Origin of the sequence: Flagellimonas amoyensis (assembly GCF_003058265.1) — a bacterium.
GTDB lineage: Bacteria > Bacteroidota > Bacteroidia > Flavobacteriales > Flavobacteriaceae > Flagellimonas > Flagellimonas amoyensis.
Genome location: NZ_QBUK01000015.1, coordinates 31018 through 48966 on the forward strand (window position 1 = coordinate 31018; position 17949 = coordinate 48966).

At 46.7% G+C, this 17949-nt stretch carries 16 protein-coding genes and 1 tRNA gene; 8 read left to right on the forward strand and 9 right to left on the reverse strand.

What is annotated here, in order from left to right:
- The 3 genes from DB398_RS17435 to DB398_RS17445 all read right to left on the reverse strand — a co-directional run bounded on the left by DB398_RS17435 (position 1) and on the right by DB398_RS17445 (position 5028).
- On the reverse strand, positions 1-3195 hold the full coding sequence (locus DB398_RS17435; RefSeq protein WP_234416371.1) for a SusC/RagA family TonB-linked outer membrane protein: 3195 nt from the start codon (positions 3193-3195) through the stop codon (positions 1-3).
- Between the two features lie 196 nt (positions 3196-3391).
- Positions 3392-4342, reverse strand: a complete 951-nt coding sequence (locus tag DB398_RS17440; protein ID WP_108425743.1) for a FecR family protein — start codon at positions 4340-4342, stop codon at positions 3392-3394.
- Between the two features lie 122 nt (positions 4343-4464).
- The gene (locus tag DB398_RS17445; protein WP_108425744.1) at positions 4465-5028 is read right to left on the reverse strand and encodes an RNA polymerase sigma-70 factor; all 564 of its coding nucleotides are present in this window, start codon (positions 5026-5028) and stop codon (positions 4465-4467) included.
- A gap of 211 nt (positions 5029-5239) precedes the next feature.
- On the opposite strand from DB398_RS17445, the gene DB398_RS17450 reads away from it, so the two are divergent.
- The 5 genes from DB398_RS17450 to DB398_RS17470 all read left to right on the forward strand — a co-directional run bounded on the left by DB398_RS17450 (position 5240) and on the right by DB398_RS17470 (position 9151).
- Positions 5240-5323: transfer RNA gene (locus DB398_RS17450), tRNA-Leu, on the forward strand.
- A 174-nt stretch (positions 5324-5497) separates the two neighbouring features.
- Positions 5498-6406 (forward strand): MerR family transcriptional regulator, encoded by a 909-nt coding sequence (locus tag DB398_RS17455; RefSeq protein ID WP_108425745.1) that lies wholly within the window; start codon positions 5498-5500, stop codon positions 6404-6406.
- Entirely contained in the window at positions 6403-7863 is a 1461-nt protein-coding gene (locus DB398_RS17460; protein ID WP_108425746.1) for a phytoene desaturase family protein, read from the forward strand. The genes DB398_RS17455 and DB398_RS17460 overlap by 4 nt, the downstream gene beginning before the upstream one ends.
- Positions 7860-8702 (forward strand): phytoene/squalene synthase family protein, encoded by an 843-nt coding sequence (locus DB398_RS17465; protein ID WP_108425747.1) that lies wholly within the window; start codon positions 7860-7862, stop codon positions 8700-8702. The genes DB398_RS17460 and DB398_RS17465 overlap by 4 nt, the downstream gene beginning before the upstream one ends.
- Positions 8699-9151 carry a sterol desaturase family protein gene (locus DB398_RS17470; protein ID WP_108425748.1) on the forward strand — a complete coding sequence of 151 codons (453 nt, stop codon included), beginning with the start codon at positions 8699-8701 and terminating at the stop codon, positions 9149-9151. The genes DB398_RS17465 and DB398_RS17470 overlap by 4 nt, the downstream gene beginning before the upstream one ends.
- 1 nt (position 9152) lies before the next feature.
- Here DB398_RS17470 and DB398_RS17475 read toward each other — a convergent pair whose 3' ends face one another.
- The 6 genes from DB398_RS17475 to DB398_RS17500 form a co-directional block, all read right to left on the reverse strand.
- Positions 9153-9719 (reverse strand): TlpA family protein disulfide reductase, encoded by a 567-nt coding sequence (locus DB398_RS17475; protein ID WP_108425749.1) that lies wholly within the window; start codon positions 9717-9719, stop codon positions 9153-9155.
- 6 nt (positions 9720-9725) lie between these two features.
- Positions 9726-10286, reverse strand: a complete 561-nt coding sequence (locus DB398_RS17480; RefSeq protein ID WP_108425750.1) for a TlpA family protein disulfide reductase — start codon at positions 10284-10286, stop codon at positions 9726-9728.
- A 75-nt stretch (positions 10287-10361) separates the two neighbouring features.
- Positions 10362-12632 carry an aconitate hydratase gene (locus DB398_RS17485; protein WP_108425751.1) on the reverse strand — a complete coding sequence of 757 codons (2271 nt, stop codon included), beginning with the start codon at positions 12630-12632 and terminating at the stop codon, positions 10362-10364.
- A 102-nt stretch (positions 12633-12734) separates the two neighbouring features.
- The gene (locus DB398_RS17490) at positions 12735-13688 is read right to left on the reverse strand and encodes an AAA family ATPase (RefSeq protein ID WP_108425752.1); all 954 of its coding nucleotides are present in this window, start codon (positions 13686-13688) and stop codon (positions 12735-12737) included.
- A 4-nt stretch (positions 13689-13692) separates the two neighbouring features.
- Positions 13693-15102, reverse strand: coding sequence for a peptidylprolyl isomerase (locus DB398_RS17495; RefSeq protein ID WP_108425753.1), 1410 nt, complete (start codon positions 15100-15102; stop codon positions 13693-13695).
- Positions 15089-15961 (reverse strand): peptidyl-prolyl cis-trans isomerase, encoded by an 873-nt coding sequence (locus DB398_RS17500; protein ID WP_234416372.1) that lies wholly within the window; start codon positions 15959-15961, stop codon positions 15089-15091. Before DB398_RS17500 ends, DB398_RS17495 begins: the two co-directional genes overlap by 14 nt.
- A 121-nt stretch (positions 15962-16082) precedes the next feature.
- Between DB398_RS17500 and DB398_RS17505 the strand changes: the two genes are divergently transcribed.
- Genes DB398_RS17505 through DB398_RS17515 form a run of 3 tightly spaced genes read left to right on the forward strand, consistent with a single transcriptional unit; the run spans position 16083 to position 17946 of the window.
- The gene (locus tag DB398_RS17505; protein WP_108425755.1) at positions 16083-16535 is read left to right on the forward strand and encodes an SRPBCC family protein; all 453 of its coding nucleotides are present in this window, start codon (positions 16083-16085) and stop codon (positions 16533-16535) included.
- An 8-nt stretch (positions 16536-16543) separates the two neighbouring features.
- Complete coding sequence (locus DB398_RS17510; protein ID WP_072879938.1) at positions 16544-16801, forward strand: hypothetical protein; 258 nt, start codon at positions 16544-16546, stop codon at positions 16799-16801.
- Between the two features lie 11 nt (positions 16802-16812).
- Positions 16813-17946 carry a serine hydrolase gene (locus tag DB398_RS17515; protein WP_108425756.1) on the forward strand — a complete coding sequence of 378 codons (1134 nt, stop codon included), beginning with the start codon at positions 16813-16815 and terminating at the stop codon, positions 17944-17946.
- Positions 17947-17949: the final 3 nt, after the last annotated feature.

The window sequence follows — 17949 nt, forward strand, 5'->3', positions numbered from 1 at the left end:
TTAGAATGATACGTTTAAGCCAAATACAATGGTCCTGGTCTTGGGATAGTTGAAGTAATCGATCCCGAAGGTCTGGATGCCATCGATGGTCAGGTTGGAATTGATCTCTGGGTCATAACCACTGTAATCGGTGATCACGAAGAGGTTCTGACCGGTGACGGACAAACGGATGCCATTGACCAAACCATCCAATCCGATGTACGCTGGATCCAAACTATAGCCCAAAGTGGCATTGTTCAGGCGAAGGAAATCCCCATCTTCCAAGTAGCGGGTGGATACGGTATTTGAATTGGTGATGTCCTCATTGGGAAACTGGGTGGCCAGTGAAGTGGTGTTGAAATTAGAGGCCAACAGTCCCTTGGTGAACTGGCTCATGGCGGTGTGGTTATACACCTTGTTGCCCGAAACGCCATTGAAGTTCATGCCCAAGTCAAAGCTCTTGTAACGGAAATTGAGGTAGAAGGCATAGATCAGATCGGGCAGGGCCGATCCCACGACACTTCTTTCATCGGAATGGATGCTCAACCCATCTTCACCAATGCCCAAAAATTCGAGCATGTAAAAAGACCCGATGGGCTCCCCGTTGATGTTTCCATTGATCGTCGCACCTGTTTGGCCCGCTCCTTGGGCCGCACCCGTGGTCAATACCTTATAGGGGGAATTGGCCACTTCGTTTTTGGTGTAGGCCAAGTTTCCACCGATGTTATAGGAAAAGTCCTTGTCATAACCACTGTGGTAATCCAAAGCGAACTCGATACCGTTGTTCTTGATTTCCATGCCGGGAATATTGGTCCAATATTTGGCCGTAGGCTGAATAGGATCCGCCGGTGTCACTTCCAACAAAATGTTCTCGGACACCTTGTTGAAATAATCCAAGGTACCGGACAAACGATTGTTGAACAGTCCAAAATCCAGACCTATGTTGGTCTGTTGGGAGACCTCCCACTGAATGTCGGGATTGGCCAAACGGGTAAAGATAGTACCGTAGGGATAGTCCTCGATGGAGCTTTCATCCCCATTGATCGGGTACGAATCGTTGTTGTCCTTGCTATCGGTATAGCTAAGTTTGGTGATCTTGGATGGGATTTCCTGGTTTCCTGTCTTACCCCAACTGGCCCTTAGTTTCAAATTGTTGATGGTGGTGTTGGAGCTCAGGAAATCTTCGTTCATGATGTTCCAACCCAAGGCCACAGAAGGGAAATAGCCATATTTGTTGTTGCCCCCGAACTTGGAGGAACCATCTGCCCTCATGGTCGCGGTCAGTAGGTATTTGTTATCAAACCCATAGTTGACCCGCCCAAAGAAGGACTGCAATTCGTTCTCGGTGGCGAAGGTGTTCATATAGGTCTGGTTGCTCTCCCCACTGATCTGATCTTGGTATTTGGGATCTATCCCATTGTTGGAAAAACCTTCCAGTTCAAAAACCCGTTGGTGCACATAGGTGTCTTGGTAGGTATGTCCTGCCAAAAAGGTAAGGTGGTGCCTATCGGTACTGTAATCGTAGGTAAGGGTGTTCTCGATAAGGCTGTTCCTATTGGTGGTGAACGCACTGGACAGGGTTCCCAAAAGGTAGCCTTCCAATTGGGAGAAGGGCATAAACTGCACATCTCTATTGGTGGTGGAATAATCCACGCCCAAGTTCAATTTATAGGTCAATCCTTTGACAATCTCAATGGATGGGGACAGGTTGGCCAAGATTCTGTGGTTCAACGCATCGTCACTATAAATTTGTTCACGGATCAGTGGGTTTAGCCTATTGTCCAAAGGACTTGGCATCCCGTCCACATATAGTGGCAAAGTAGGGTTCATCTGTAGCATGTCACCCACAATGGATCTCGCATCGGCCCTTTTGTTCTCCGTCCTACTGGCGGTCATATTGAATTCTACCTTGAAACGATCATTGAGTGCTTTTTGGGTCAAGTTCAAACGACCGGAATAGCGCTTCAGATCATTGGACCTTAAAATACCTTGTTGATCGTTCACACCCAAGGAGGCATGATAAGTGAACTTATCACTGGCCCCGCTCATGGAAAAGTTCACATTTTTTGAAAATCCGGTTCGGGTCAAGGCGTCCTGCCAATCGGTGTTCGCCCCTCCATCTTCCAAATTGCCGCCTGCGGCCACAACTTCTCTTCGGAACTCATCTGCATTGAAAATATCCACCTTGTTGGCCAACGTTGAAAATCCTGTGGAAACAGTCAGGTCCATCTGCGTCCTTCCCACCTTGCCTTTTTTGGTGGTGATGACGATGACCCCATTGGCGGCCCTAGACCCATAAATGGCGGCTGCGGAAGCATCTTTCAGCACATCAATGCTCTCTATGTCTTGTGGGTTGATGAAGTTCAATGGGTTGGTGGGCACTCCCGTGCTGGAATTGTCCAACGCAAAACCATCGATAACGTACAAGGGAGTTGTGCCGGAACGCATACTGCCCACACCACGGATGATCACATCCTGCGCAGCTCCTGGCTCTCCACTTACATTGGAGATATTGACCCCGGCCACTTTTCCTTGGAGCAATTGTCCGGGGTTCATCACGATCCCTTTGTTGAAGTCCTCGCTATCCACCGAGGCAATGGAACCGGTAACATCTGTCTTTCTTTGGGTACCGTAACCAACTACCACCACATCTTCCAAAAGGGTGGCATCGGCTTCCAATTGCACATTGATGGAAGTCCTACCCCCTACGGATACCTCTTGGGACTTGTATCCCAAATAGGAAAATTGGAGAACGGCATCGCTTTCGACATCAATGGAAAAATTACCGTCAAAATCGGTGATGGTGCCATTTCCTGTGCCTTTTTCCAAAACGGAAGCTCCTGCCAAAGGCACGCCATTTTCATCCGTGATCTGGCCAGTCACGGTGATGAAAGCCACCTCAACCACCACTACTGGGGCCTTTGGTTTCACATCGATGGAGATGGTGTGGTTGATCCTCCTGAAAGTGAGGTCGGCATCTTTCGCCATCAGCTCCAAAATGGAACGTAGGGATACATTCCGAAAGGCAATGTCGTAGGTATTGTGCAATCTTCCCACCTTCCTGTCATACACAAACTTGAAGCTGGTCTGTTCCTCTATCTGTTTCAAGACCTCTACCACCGTGGCATCTGTCACGGAAAGGTCCACCTTGTAGTTTTCCAGTTTCTGTCCCCGGACATCAGCGGCCAGTACTGGATTCAGTAGCGCCAAGATCATGAGGTAGCAAAATGTTTGGAATGTCAACTTGATTAATTGTTTAATAGTTAGTGAATTCATAATTTCACATCATGATTAAATGGTTATAAGTATTTGTAATCATCGGACTGACAGCCTATATCCGCTCGCCAAAGTGTTATGGGCTGTTTTTTTTGTCTGGTCGTTCTATCTCATAGGCTGGTTTGTTGGTTCAGTTTTAGTCTGTGCATCTTCCTTTTATCAAGATGGTATTGTTCTCCAGAAATTCATAGTGCAATCCTTTTTTCGCATAGGCAATGCTTTCCAGAACTGCCGACAACAATTCATTGCTGTAGGTGGCCGTGACATGGCAGTCCCCCACATTTCCATTTTCAAAGACAAAGGTGACACCGTACCACCGCTCAAGGGATTCTGCCACGTTGGCCAGGCGGGTATCCTCAAAATGTATGATCCCATCCTTCCAGTTCAAGAAAGTGGTGATGTCCGTTACCTTTTTGGAAATGGTCTTGGTCTTTTTGTCAAAAACACCCTGTTCGTTGGGACCAAGGTGTATCTCGTTCTCTTGGGAGGCCACTTTCACCTTTCCTGTGGCCACGGTCACGGCTATTTGTTCGCTATCCGCATAGGTGTTGATGTTGAATGAGGTCCCCAAGACGGTGGTGAGCACTTCGCCCGATTTGATGACAAATGGTTTGTTGGGATTTTTGGCCACATCGAAAAAAGCCTCTCCTTCCAATACCACTTCCCGAACAGTACCTTCAAACCTGTCCGGATAGGTTATGGTACTGCCCGAGTTCAATCGGATCCGGGTACCATCGGCCAAGGTGATATTTAGTTTCTGCCCCCATTTCGTGGTCTTTGTGAGTTCCACAATGGGCTCGATTTTCTCCTCAACCCTTGTATTGACATGTACGGTATAGGCAACACCGATCAATACGGCAATGGATGCAGCGACCTTGGCCCATTTGTAAATCGGCCTTTCCTGACGATTGGTCCTCTGTGCCAATTTTTGGGCCACTCTTTTCTTATGGGCTGGACCATGGGCTATTTTGCCATGGTTTTTGGACAACAGATCGATATCGAACAATTCCAAAAGGGATTCTTCCTTTTTGGTGATCGTTCCATTGAGGTATTTCTCCATCAATCCCTTGATCTCTTTTTCAGTCATTGTGTGCTCGTTTCAATAAGAAGTACCAAAAACGAAGTGGTACGCACATTGGAATGTTCGAGTTTAATAATTGCTTAATGTTGGGGAGGACCTGTTAACCTTTAGATAAAAAAAGAGGTGGTTCAAAAGAACAATGCCTTAACAGTGGATATCTCTTTGCGAAGTCTCCGAAGGGCAAAGGACAACTGGTTTTCCACCGAACGTTGGGAAATGTTCAACTTTTCCGCAATTTCTTTGTTGCTGACGTGGTTGATCCTGCTCAGCCGAAATACTTCCTGACATCTGTTGGGAAGTTCGGCAATGGCACTGTTGATGCGTCTGTGGAGTTCCGTCACATCTTCCTCGAGTTCCACATCGGATGTCACGGACACCGCATTGGCCGCTTCTATCTGGGTCTGGTTGAACTTTGTATCCCTCAGCGTATTGTAACACTTGAAGCGGATGGCCTTGTACAGGTAGGACTTGATGTTATGGATCTCGACTTCTTCCCTCCGTTGCCAATAGTCGATCCAAACCTCTTGGACCAGGTCCTTGGCAATGGAGTCGTTCATGACCAAAGAAGCGGCATGGGTGTACATGGGTTCCCACAACATTCCGAACAGGGTATTGAATGCATTACTGTTCGAATCGTTGATACGTTTGGCGAGCCCATCGGGGGTTATTGTATCGTTCTGACGCTCTATCATCAGCGACAAATTTCATAAAAATAAGGGTCGGCCCGTATTATGATATTGTAAACTTTACGCGTCTTTCCGTGAAAAATGGACCACATTCAAAACAAGTTTCTCAGTTGCTTTGGTACGATTCCATTCACCTTCGACCCAAAAATGCAAAAACATGGATCATGCCTATCTTTATTGATCAAAACGATTATATTTGCAAACCAAAATTTCAACCGCCCACGTGGTGAAATTGGTAGACACGCCATCTTGAGGGGGTGGTGTTCGTAAGGACGTGCTGGTTCGAATCCAGTCGTGGGCACAAAAAAACCGCAATCTCTTGCGGTTTTTTCTTTTTTGGCCCCCAACTACCCACAGATTCCCGATCTCTTTTCCAGAATATTGACCATTGTCATGAAAGAATCCAAAATTTATGATAAAATAATAGGTTGACATTGTTTTAATTGTAAATTTGTTTAACGTTTACTTTAAAAGTATGAACAGTGTAAAAAACTCTTTCAGTATTCGGGATATGGAAAACCTTTCTGGTATAAAGGCCCATACCATCCGTATCTGGGAAAAGAGGTACAATCTTTTTGACCCTGAAAGGACTGATACCAATATCAGGACCTACAGTCTTGCCAGTTTGCAAAAACTATTGAACGTTACCTTGCTCTACAACAACGGCTACAAAATTTCGAAGATCGCCAAACTGGAAGACTCCAAGATACCTGCACTGGTCAAGGAAATTGTGGCCAAGAACAGTGAAAAGAGCCATGCGCTCAATTCCCTCAAACTGGCCATGCTCAACTTTGACCAATCCCTTTTCCTGAAGACCTACAACAACTTGATGGAAGACAGGACCTTTACCGACATCTTCAATAAGGTGTTTATCCCTCTTCTGAACGAATTGGGACTTCTGTGGCAAACGAATACCATCAGCCCGGCACATGAGCACTTCATTTCCAACCTGATAAAGCAGAAAATCTATATCCACACCGAGCAGCTCCAAATTGAGGAGCCCACAAGAAAGGACAAGGTGTATGTTCTGTTCCTGCCCGAAAATGAAATCCATGAAATAGGATTGTTGTACATCAACTATCAGATTGCATTACGGGGCTACAAAACGATTTATCTGGGCCAGACCATGCCCATTGAAAACTTGGTGGACCTGCTCAAGTATTACAACAACATCCGTTTTATATCCTATTTCACTGTTGCTCCCACCCAGCACGACCTGAACGATTACCTAAAAAGGTTCAACGAAGTCCTGGAAATGTCCCCGGACTCCAAACTTTATGCGTTGGGGCATCAGATACAACATATCAACAAAGAGGGGCTTCCCGATACCGTAAAACTGTTCAACTCCATTGAACACCTCGTAGAATTTCTGGAACCTGTATGAGAAAAGCAATTGTCATAGGCTCCGGTTTTTCTTCACTGTCCGCTTCCTGTTATTTGGCCAAGGCCGGATTTGAGGTGGAAGTCTTTGAAAAAAACGACACCGTTGGAGGAAGGGCCAGACAGTTGGTGAAAGATGGCTTCACTTTTGACATCGGTCCCAGTTGGTATTGGATGCCCGATATTTTTGACAAGTTCTTCGCCGATTTCGGAAAGACCACTGCCGATTATTACCAGTTGGACAAATTGAACCCGGCCTACAAGATATTTTTTGAGGACGACACCCTCACCATTGGTGACTGCATGGAAACCATTTGTGAGGAATTTGAACGCATTGAGCCCGGAAGCAGTGGCCCCCTACGGCAATTTATCGGTCAGGCACAGGAAAATTATGACATCGCCATCAACAAGGTGGTGCTCAGGCCCGGCCTCTCGCCTTTGGAGCTGGTCACCAAGGAAACGGTGCTCCGGGTAGACCAGTTTTTCAAGACCATCAGCCAAGAGGTCCGCAAAAGGTTCAAAAACCAGAAGCTCGTTTCCACGTTGGAGTTTCCGGTCCTTTTTTTGGGGGCAAAACCGAGCAATACCCCCTCCTTTTACAATTTTATGAACTTTGCCGATTTTGGTTTGGGCACATGGCATCCCAAAGGGGGCATGTACGAAATCATCAAGGCCATGAAAAGTTTGGCGGAAGAACTTGGGGTCAAAATCCATACCAGCAGTCCGGTCAGTCATATTTTGGTGTCCGATGGGCAGGTCATCGGTATCCGTAGCCTGGGAAAAAACCATTTGGCAGACGATGTGGTCAGCGGTGCGGACTACCATCATTCCGAAACCTTGTTGGACAAAAAATACAGACAATACTCCGAGGAATATTGGGCAAAAAAGACCTACGCGCCTTCCTCCCTGTTGTTTTACATCGGTTTCGACCAAAGGTTGAAGCACATAGAGCACCACAATCTTTTCTTTGACACCGATTTTGAAAAGCATGCGCAGGAAATTTATGATGACCCACAATGGCCAAGCAATCCCTTGTTCTATGCCAATTTCCCCTCCGTGACCGATGCAACAATGGCCCCCGAAGGTTGTGAAACCGGATTTTTCTTGGTTCCGATCGCGCCCGGATTGGAGGACACACCCGAGTTGAGGGAACAATATTTTGATATTGTGATGGACCGTTTTGAACGATTGACCCATCAACAGATAAAAAATACCATTATCTTTAAGGAGAGCTTCTGTGTAAATGATTTTGTGGAGCAGTACAATTCCTATAAAGGAAATGCCTATGGCTTGGCAAATACATTGAAACAGACCGCATTTTTACGACCTAACCTCAAAAGTAGTAAGGTAAAGAACCTGTTCTTTACCGGTCAGCTTACCGTGCCGGGACCGGGGGTGCCACCATCCCTGATCTCTGGAAAATTGGTGGCCGATCTAATCACTAAAGATGTAAAAAAATGAAAACTATTTTTGATGACGTCTCGTACCACTGTAGCAAAATTGTGACCAAGTCCTACAGCACCTCCTTTGCACTTGCCACCAAAATGTTGGCACCCTCCATCCGTACCGACATTTACAACATTTATGGTTTTGTGCGGTTTGCGGACGAAATCGTGGACACTTTCCATGACTACGACAAGGAGAAACTGTTCAATGCCTTTGAAAAGGATATGGTAGAAGCTATCCAGAACAAGATCAGCCTCAACCCTATCCTGAACTCCTTTCAGCACACCTATCACAAATATGACATTCCCCATCACTTGGTGGAATCCTTTATGAAGAGTATGCGCATGGACCTTACCAAAAAAGCCTATGAAACCTTTGATGAGTACCGGGACTACATCTACGGTTCTGCCGATGTCGTGGGGCTCATGTGCCTTTGTGTGTTCGTGAACGGGGACAAGGAGAAATATGAAGAGCTAAAGGAATCGGCTATGGCCTTGGGGTCCGCTTTCCAAAAAGTGAACTTTCTGCGGGACCTCAAAGCCGACTATGAAGACCTGAACCGCACCTATTTTCCCAACACCAACTTGTTGGAACTGGATGAGCAGTCCAAAAAACGCATCGTGAACGAGATCAAGGCGGATTTCGCCCTTGGCTATTCCGGTATTACCAAATTGCCGGAACAGGCCAAGTTTGGGGTCTATACAGCCTATCGATACTACAAAAAACTGCTCCAAAAACTACAGGGCACTCCCCCTCTGGAAATCAAGAACTCTCGCATCCGAGTGCCCAACTATCAAAAATTTGGCCTGTTGGCGCATTCATACCTCAATTATAAACTGCAAATGGTACAATGAAGATAGCGCTCTGGATACTCATCTTTTTGGCCACCTTCAGTTTTATGGAGTTCATGGCGTGGTTCACCCATAAATATGTGATGCACGGTTTTCTATGGAGCCTGCACAAAGACCATCACAAGAAGGACCACGATTCCTGGTTCGAGCGAAACGATGCCTTTTTTCTTTTCTATGCCGCCGTGAGCATGACCTTGTTCTACTTGGGCAGTGCCACTTCGTTCTGGTATGGCTGGCCATTGGGATTTGGCATCTTGGCCTACGGTATTGCCTATTTTATGGTACACGATATCTTTATCCATCAACGGTTCAAATTCCTCAGGAATGCCAACAATTGGTACGCGAGGGGAGTGAGAAGGGCGCACAAAATGCATCATAAGCATCTGGGCAAGGAAGATGGGGAATGTTTTGGGATGCTGGTGGTACCCTTCAAATATTTTAAGAAACAATAGATCACTCGGCGATAAGCTCGTCCAGCAGTGTACGGGTCCGTTCGGAATTCCAGTTGGCCGCTCCCTCTTCGTCCACCACGATTTTTCCTGATTTACTGATGATGTAGGTAACGGGAATGGTACCGTTGGTCAATTCTTGTGGTGCTTCGGATACCTGAAAATACACGGGCAGTGCATATCCTTTTTTCTCCAGAAACGCTTCCACCTTGGCCTTTTTGTCATTGGCCACAAAGGCAAAGACCACCTTGTCCTTATAATCGCCGTACAGCTTCACAAAACTTGGCAACTCGGCCACGCATGGAGGGCACCAGGTCGCCCAAACGTTCACCACTACCACTTTCCCTTTCGTGGATTGAAAATCGGTCCGCTTGCCTTGGAGATCCACCAAGTTCCAATGGTAATCTTCGAGCGTGACCTGCTCATCATCCTCCAGCACATCCGCACTTAGGGTGGCCGCGATCACCTTATTGACCCATACACGAAGATGAAACCCAACCGGAGTAAACAGGATGAGCAGAAGGACCAATATCCATATGACATTCCTAATCTGCTCCTTGGAAAGTTTCATTGTAGATTATTCAGAGATCAATTCATCCAGTAGTCCATACACCTTGTTGGTGCTCCAATCCGAGATCCCCTTTTTATGAATCACGATGTTCCCTGACTTGTCAATCAAATAAGAAGAAGGTACCTCACTGGGATCTATGGGCATCTTGTCCCCAATGATCAAGTAGGTCACTGGAAAGGTAAACCCGTGCTTTTCCATAAACTCTTCCACGGGAGGTCTGTTCTCGTTGGTGATGATGTAGAAATCCATCTTGCCCTTGTACTTGTCATAAAGTTCCTGGACACTGGCAAGCTCTGCTTCCGAAGGAAGTTTCCATGAAGCCCATAAATTGATGAAGACCACTTTTCCCTTGGACCTTTCAAAATTGAAAAAATTCCAATCGGCATCCTTCAACCTCCAATCATAATCGGTAATCTGCTTTCTTTCCACTTTTTCGATCACTGGTGGGGAAAAGGAAAACATCCGGTTGAGTAAAATTTTGCCATAATGTCCCATTGGGGTAACAAAAAAAGAGAGCACAACAAGAATCAATATAATGTTGAGGACGGTCTTTTTACTGATCTTCATTTAGTTAGGATATAAAATTAAAACTCCTGATATTTTGGCAATATCAGGAGTTTTCTTGAATTATCTCAAAAAGAATTAAGCATTCTCTTTTTTGATCAAATTAAGTGCAGAACCTTCATTGAACCACTTGATCTGTGCATCATTGTAGGAATGGTTGGCAATAATGGTGTCCTTACTGCCATCGGCATGGACCACTTCAATGGTCAACGGTTTGTCCGGAGCAAATTGGTCAATGTCCAAGAAATTGAAGGTATCGTCCTCCTGGATCAGATCATAATCACTTTCCTTGGCAAAGGTCAAGGCCAACATACCTTGCTTTTTCAGGTTGGTTTCGTGGATCCTGGCGAAGGATTTCACCAATACGGCTGCAACACCCAAGTGTCTTGGCTGCATCGCCGCGTGCTCCCTTGAAGAACCTTCCCCGTAGTTGTGGTCTCCCACGACCAAGGTCTTGATACCTGCCTTTTTGTAGGCACGCTGGGTATCTGGAACCCCTCCGTATTCACCTGTCAATTGGTTCTTGACAAAATTGGTCTTTTTGTTGAATGCGTTCACCGCACCGATAAGCGTATTGTTGGCAATGTTGTCCAAATGCCCCCTGAAACGCAACCATGGTCCCGCCATGGAAATGTGGTCGGTGGTACATTTGCCAAAGGCCTTGATCAACAGTTTCATTCCCTTCAGACTTGCAGGGGTAATGGGCTCAAAAGGATCCAAAAGCTGCAAACGCTCTGAATCTGGGGCCACAATGACTTCCACACTGCTTCCATCTTCCTTAGGGGAAATATAACCTGCATCTTCCACGGCAAAGCCTTCTGGAGGAAGCTCGTATCCTCTTGGTTCGTCCAACATCACCTCTTCCCCATCCTCATTGATCAACTTGTCGGTCACTGGGTTGAAGTCCAACCTACCGGCAATGGCAATGGCCGTTACCAGTTCGGGTGAGCCCACAAAGGCCAAGGTATTGGGGTTTCCATCCGCTCTTTTCGCAAAGTTCCTGTTGAAAGAGTGTACAATGGTATTTCGGGGTCCATCAGAAGCTTTATCGCCATAACGGTCCCACATCCCGATACAGGGTCCACAGGCATTGGCAAATACAGTGGCGCCAATATTATTGAACGTATCGATGAAACCATCACGCTCAATGGTGAAACGTACCTGTTCGGAACCAGGGGTAATGGTGAACTGGGACTTGGTCTTCAAATTCTTATCGGCCACTTGCTTGGCCAAAGAGGCCGCTCTTGAAATGTCCTCGTAGGAAGAGTTGGTACAAGACCCTATCAATCCAACCTCAACGTTCAATGGCCAGTCGTTTTTCTTGGCAGCTTCGCCCATTTTGGAAATGGGAGTGGCCAAATCTGGCGTAAAAGGACCGTTCAAGTGGGGTTCCAACGTGTTCAGATCAATCTCGATCACTTGGTCAAAATAGCTTTCTGGGTTGGCATACACCTCTGGATCTGCGGTCAAATGCTGTTTTACCGCCAAAGCGGCATCGGCAACATCAGCACGGTTTGTGGCCCTTAGGTAACGGTCCATGGATTCATCATAACCGAAGGTGGAAGTAGTGGCACCCACTTCGGCCCCCATGTTACAGATGGTCCCTTTCCCTGTACATGACATGGAAGTGGCCCCTTCGCCAAAATATTCGATGATGGCCCCTGTTCCTCCCTTAACGGTAAGGATATCGGCCACTTTCAAGATCACATCCTTAGGTGCGGTCCAACCGGAAAGTTTACCGGTCAACTTCACCCCTATAAGTTTGGGGAATTTCAATTCCCACGCCATACCTGACATTACATCCACGGCATCTGCCCCACCTACTCCGATGGCCACCATACCAAGACCGCCAGCGTTCACGGTATGGGAATCGGTCCCGATCATCATCCCTCCTGGGAATGCATAGTTTTCCAAGACCACTTGGTGAATGATACCGGCACCGGGCTTCCAGAATCCGATCCCATATTTGTTCGATACGGACTCCAAGAAATCAAAAACCTCGTTGCTGGTCTGGTTGGCCCTTTTCAAATCCGCCTCGGCACCAACTTTAGCTTGGATTAAGTGATCGCAATGTACGGTGGTCGGAACGGCTACTTTGGGCTTCCCAGCATGCATGAACTGCAACAATGCCATTTGAGCGGTCGCATCCTGACAGGCTACCCTGTCCGGTGCAAAATCAACATAATCCTTTCCTCTGGTAAATTCTTTGGTGGGTGTGCCGTCCCATAAGTGTGAGTATAATATTTTCTCCGATAAGGTCAACGGTTTCCCAACCAATTCACGGGCCTTTTCCACGCGTTCCCCCATGGAAGCATAGACGCCCTTAATCATGTCAATATCAAATGCCATTCTACAATCGATTTTTAAGATTTTAGTAATTTGGTAAATTTACTAAAATACAGGGTATTTCGGAATTAGAATCGACCTAAATAAATGGTGAAGATTTGATATCTATAACAATTCCGAGATTATTTTCTCCTCAGAAATGCCTTCGGCCTCCGCCTTGTAGTTTTTTAGGATCCTATGACGAAGGATTCCTGTGGAAACGGCCTTGATATCCTCAATGTCCGGAGAAAACTTCCCATGGATGGCCGCATGGGCCTTTGCCGCCAACACCAAGTTCTGGGACGCTCTTGGTCCAGCTCCCCAATCCACATAATTGTTGACAAAATCCAATGAACCTTCCTGACCTGGCCGGGTCCTGTTGACCAGCCGCACGGCATAGTCGACCACATTATCGGGGATGGGAATGCGCCTGATCAAATGCTGTACGGCAATGATCTCGTCCGCATCAAAAAGGGTGTTCAGTTTCACTTCTTCGTCCGATGTGGTGGATTTCACCACCTGGATCTCTTCTTCAATGGAGGGATATTTCAACTCGATGGCGAACATGAACCGGTCCAATTGTGCCTCCGGCAAGGGATAGGTTCCTTCCTGTTCAATCGGGTTTTGGGTGGCCAATACAAAGTATGGCCTATTGAGTTTGTATTGTTTTCCTGCGATGGTAACGGCCCTTTCCTGCATTGCCTCCAAAAGTGCGGCCTGGGTCTTGGGTGGGGTCCTGTTGATCTCATCCGCCAAGATGATGTTCCCAAAAACAGGTCCCATGATGAACTTGAAGTTACGGTTCTGATCCAATACCTCGCTTCCCAATATATCACTGGGCATAAGGTCCGGGGTAAACTGTATCCGCTTGAAATCCAGTCCCAAGGTCTGGGCAATGGTGTTGACCATCAAGGTCTTTGCCAGGCCCGGAACACCGATCAACAGGGAATGCCCCCCGGTGTAAATGGACAATAATATCTGTTCAATCACCTTATCCTGGCCCACAATGACCTTGGCAATCTCTTTTTTTAGGGCTTGGTGCTTCTTTACGAGATTTTCAACCGCAACTACGTCCGACATGCACCTACTCTTTTACCCAGTTGTTTGTAAAATCGCAGCCCTTGTTGTCAACGTTGACATGGATGTAGGTATCTTCAATATGCTCGTCCATCCATTTTTTGATGGCCTTCAATTGTTTTTCCCTTAGGGCCAGTTCCTGTATCTTGATGTAATCTTTCGCAAAATCTGCCTTGTGCTCATCATATCGGTTGGAGATCTTCATGATCTTGAACTTGGGTGCCCCTCCCCTTGGGTCATCTTCCCGAACGGGTCTGGAAAGCTCTCCATCCTTTAGGTTACGGACTTGGTTATAGAGCGTGGGGTCCATCTTGGTAAGTTCAAAACGGGAATCAAAATTGATGGGGTTGCGCAGCAGTCCTCCGTCAAACTTGGTCTCTTTTTCGTCCGAAAAGTTCAGTGCGGCATCGGCAAAGGAATACTTGCCGTCCAAAATATGTTTTCTAATGGAATCCAATTCCTGAACTGCTTTGTCCACAGAGGCTTTTGGAATTTCCGGAATCATGAGGATGTGTCGAATGTCCCTTTCCTGTCCCCTTACTTTTTCCACAAAAATGATATGGTACCCAAATGTACTCTCAAAAGGTTCGGAAATCTCACCTTCGCGAAGACTGAAGGCCACATCCTTGAACTCCTTGACAAATTGGGTCTCTTTGGTCATCGTGTACAATCCTCCTCTGGATTTGGAACCCGGATCTTGTGAATATAGAATTGCCTTTACATTAAAACTGGCACCATTGTCCAACACATCCTGCCTGATCTCCTTCAATTGGTTGATGACTTTTTGTTTCTCTTCCTCTGGCGCTACAGGTTGCTTCACAATTTGGGCAATTTCCAACTCAGCCCCAAAAACTGGTCTCTCATCTTCCGGAATCTTGTTGAAAAACTGGCGTACCTCTTCAGGGGTCACCTCTATTTTTTCCACAATACTACTCTGCATCTTTTCGGAAAGCATACGAAGCTTGTTGATCTCGAAGAGTTCGGCACGGAAACTTTCCACATCTGTTTTCTTGTAGAACTTCAAGACCTTTTCCATGGATCCCACTTGGGCCACCAATTGCTGGATCTGTCTATCGCTCTGGGCATTCACCTGCTCATCAGAGACGAGCAAACTGTCCTGTACGGCTTGGTGGGCATAGAGCCTATCCTCCATGAGCTTGCCCAAAAGGCCACAACGGGTAATGTCTTCAACCGAGGCGCCTTGACTTTGAAGATCGATCAGTGTTTTGTCGATATCCGATTCCAAGATCACATAATCGCCGATCACGGCGGCAATCCCGTCCAGTTTTATCTTGTTGACGGAAGTGGTCGTGTCCACGTCCACCCTAAGGGCCTCATCATTTTCTTCCTGAGCGTTCGAAAAACCGAACATCGCAAGGAACGCTAGGGCGAAAAGTGCTTTGTTATTCTTTGTCATAAACCTCAAATTCTTTCTTCTTAATGGCTTCATCTATAATCTCGGTTTCCAGTTTTTTCACATAATTCAAACGTCTGCGGTTCAGGATCAGTTGTCTGATGTCCGGCTCCACATACTCAAACGGTGCTGTATCATTGACTTCCAGCATGTTATTGATCACGCCCAAATATACCCCTAATGAATCTTGCAACTCAAAAAATTGTGATTTTTTTAAGTGCGAGGCCTCGTTCATGGGCGTAAGTGGTGGTATTTCCTCTATGACCCTGGAAGCGCTTACCCAAACAGAATCGTTGAAATGTATTTTTTTGAACTGTACCGCAATGGAATCCAAGTACCTTTTGTCCTCGTCCTTCCACGATCGGATCCTGGACTTGACCCCGTCCTTGTCCATAAACTGGGACGGCATGCCCACAAAGCGTAATTGTACCAGCTTTTCGTTCAGTTTGAAGTTTTCCTTTTCCTGTTCGTAGTACTGCTGCAATTGGCCTTTGGTCACGGCCGTGTCCTGGGCCTGTAGCACCAAGGCTTCAATGTAGGCCCTGGTATAGAGGTCGGCGCGGTAATCGGACACCAGTCGGTCAAATTCGGCCAGTTTCCCTTCGGGCAGGTTGATCTTGGACTTGGTCAGGAGCAATTGTTTGGAGGCCCAATTGTTGATGTAATTGGTCACGAACAAGGTGCTGTCCTGTTTGGACATGTCATCTGGAATGAGTGTGGCAATGTCCTCTTTATATAGGTAGGTATCGCCCACCCTTGCCAAGGGCTCTTTCTCCTCCTCATCATTGAAGAAGGAATCGCAGGAAGTGAAAAGCAGTGCAAAAGCTGCACATAGCAAGAACAGGTCGTTTTTTTGGAGCATAAGCATTTCGCAAAAATAACAATTACACGATCCCTTACAAGTAGGTTCCTTTCTCATTAACAGATTTTTAGTAGGCAGTGCCAACCCAGAAATTGTTACATTAGTGCAAAACCAAACAAAAATGAAGTACAGCAACGAAATTGTCGTTGACCTTCCCCGGGCCGAATTCATCCAAAAAATGGACAATCCCGAGAACATGAAACATTGGCAACGGGGCCTTGTGGCCTACGAACTGCTGTCCAAAAACCCAGGGCAGGAAGGTTCCCGGATGAGCCTGAGCTACCAAATGGGCAAACGCAAGATGGAAATGGTTGAGACCATCATCAAACGGAACCTTCCCGAAGAAATGCACACCACCTACGACGCCAAGGGCGTACACAACATCCAAAAAAATTATTTCAGGGACGAAGATGGAAAAACCCGATGGATCTCGGAATCCGAGTTCCAATTTTCAGGTCTTGGCATGAAACTCATGGGATTGCTGATGCCGGGCGCTTTCAAAAAACAATCCTTGAAATATATGCAGGACTTTAAGAACTTTGCAGAAAATGGAATATCCGTACTAGACCAATAACCGAGGAAATGGAAAAAATTTTGGACCGAAAAATCAAGATGATCTGGGACTTTAGGGGACCCGGCGCAGCAAGGACTGCAGAACACTACAGAAAACACCTGGAAGAATTCGTCACCGTGGAGGAGCTGAAATACGACCTCAGCGGCGTGGAACATTTTGGACCCACCCACAGCATTGCCTTTTTGGTAGTGGCCGAATTTGAACTGAAGGAGGTGAAGGATATCCTGAAACCCCATCGGGGCCAGATCTACTCGGGCGAACTGTAAAACAAGACACCATGTGGACCAGATGTATGCTTTTGGGGTTGATGGCCCTTGGAACTTCCTGCTCGGAAACCAAGCCGATCAAACCACTGGAAAAAGCGCTTGCCTCGGAGCATCCGTACATCAGGCAGGTAATGGAAAATCTTGACGCACACGAGGTCCAGATCCGTTTCACGCAAATCGACCGAAGGAACGATAGTATTTTCTTCACGGACCATGATTTTCAGGTAAACGCTGAAAATTATTTCTATCCGGCCAGCACGGTCAAGTTTCCTGCTGCCGTAGCCACTCTGGAAAAGCTCAACGAGGTGGATTCGCTGGACATGTACACCCGGTTCTATATCGAGGGGGATTCGGTGGAAACCACCTTTGCCAAGGCCATTTCCGAAATATTTGCCGTATCGGACAATGCCGCGAACAATAGGCTGATCGAGTTTTTGGGACAGGACGACCTCAACCAACGCATGCGCAAGAGGGGCGTGGAACCCATCCGTATAGCACACAGACTCTCTGCCCCCAATGCGGACGATATCACCACCACACCTTTGGTGATCTACCTGAACGATTCCACAACCGCTGTGAGTAAGCCCATCATCAACACCTCTGCCAAACCTTTAACGCTGAACGGTATAAAAAAGGGAAAGGGGTTTTATGCCGATGATGAACTGCGGACGGAACCTTTTGATTTTTCGCTGAAAAACCACTATCCCATACCCGCACAGCATGCCCTGCTCCAACGGGTCATTTTTCCCGAGGCATTTCCCGAAGCCCAACGTTTCAATCTGAGCAAGGAGCAGCATGATTTTTTATTGGAGGCCATGCACACCCTTCCTCCAAAATTGGGGTACAATTCGGAGGAGTTTTATGACAGTTATGTCAAATTCTTCCTGTTTGGCGATTCCACGGACCCTATGCCGGAACACATCAAAATTTACAATAAAGTGGGATATGCCTATGGCACACTGACGGATTGCGCCTATATCCAAGACACCTTGAACAACGTGGATTTTATGGTCACGGCGACCATTCTGGTGAACAGCGATGGTATTTTCAATGACGATGCCTACGACTATGACGAGGTGGGCATTCCTTTTTTGGCCCAATTGGGCAGGGAATTGTATGACTATGAGCTACAACGGAAACGTTGAAAT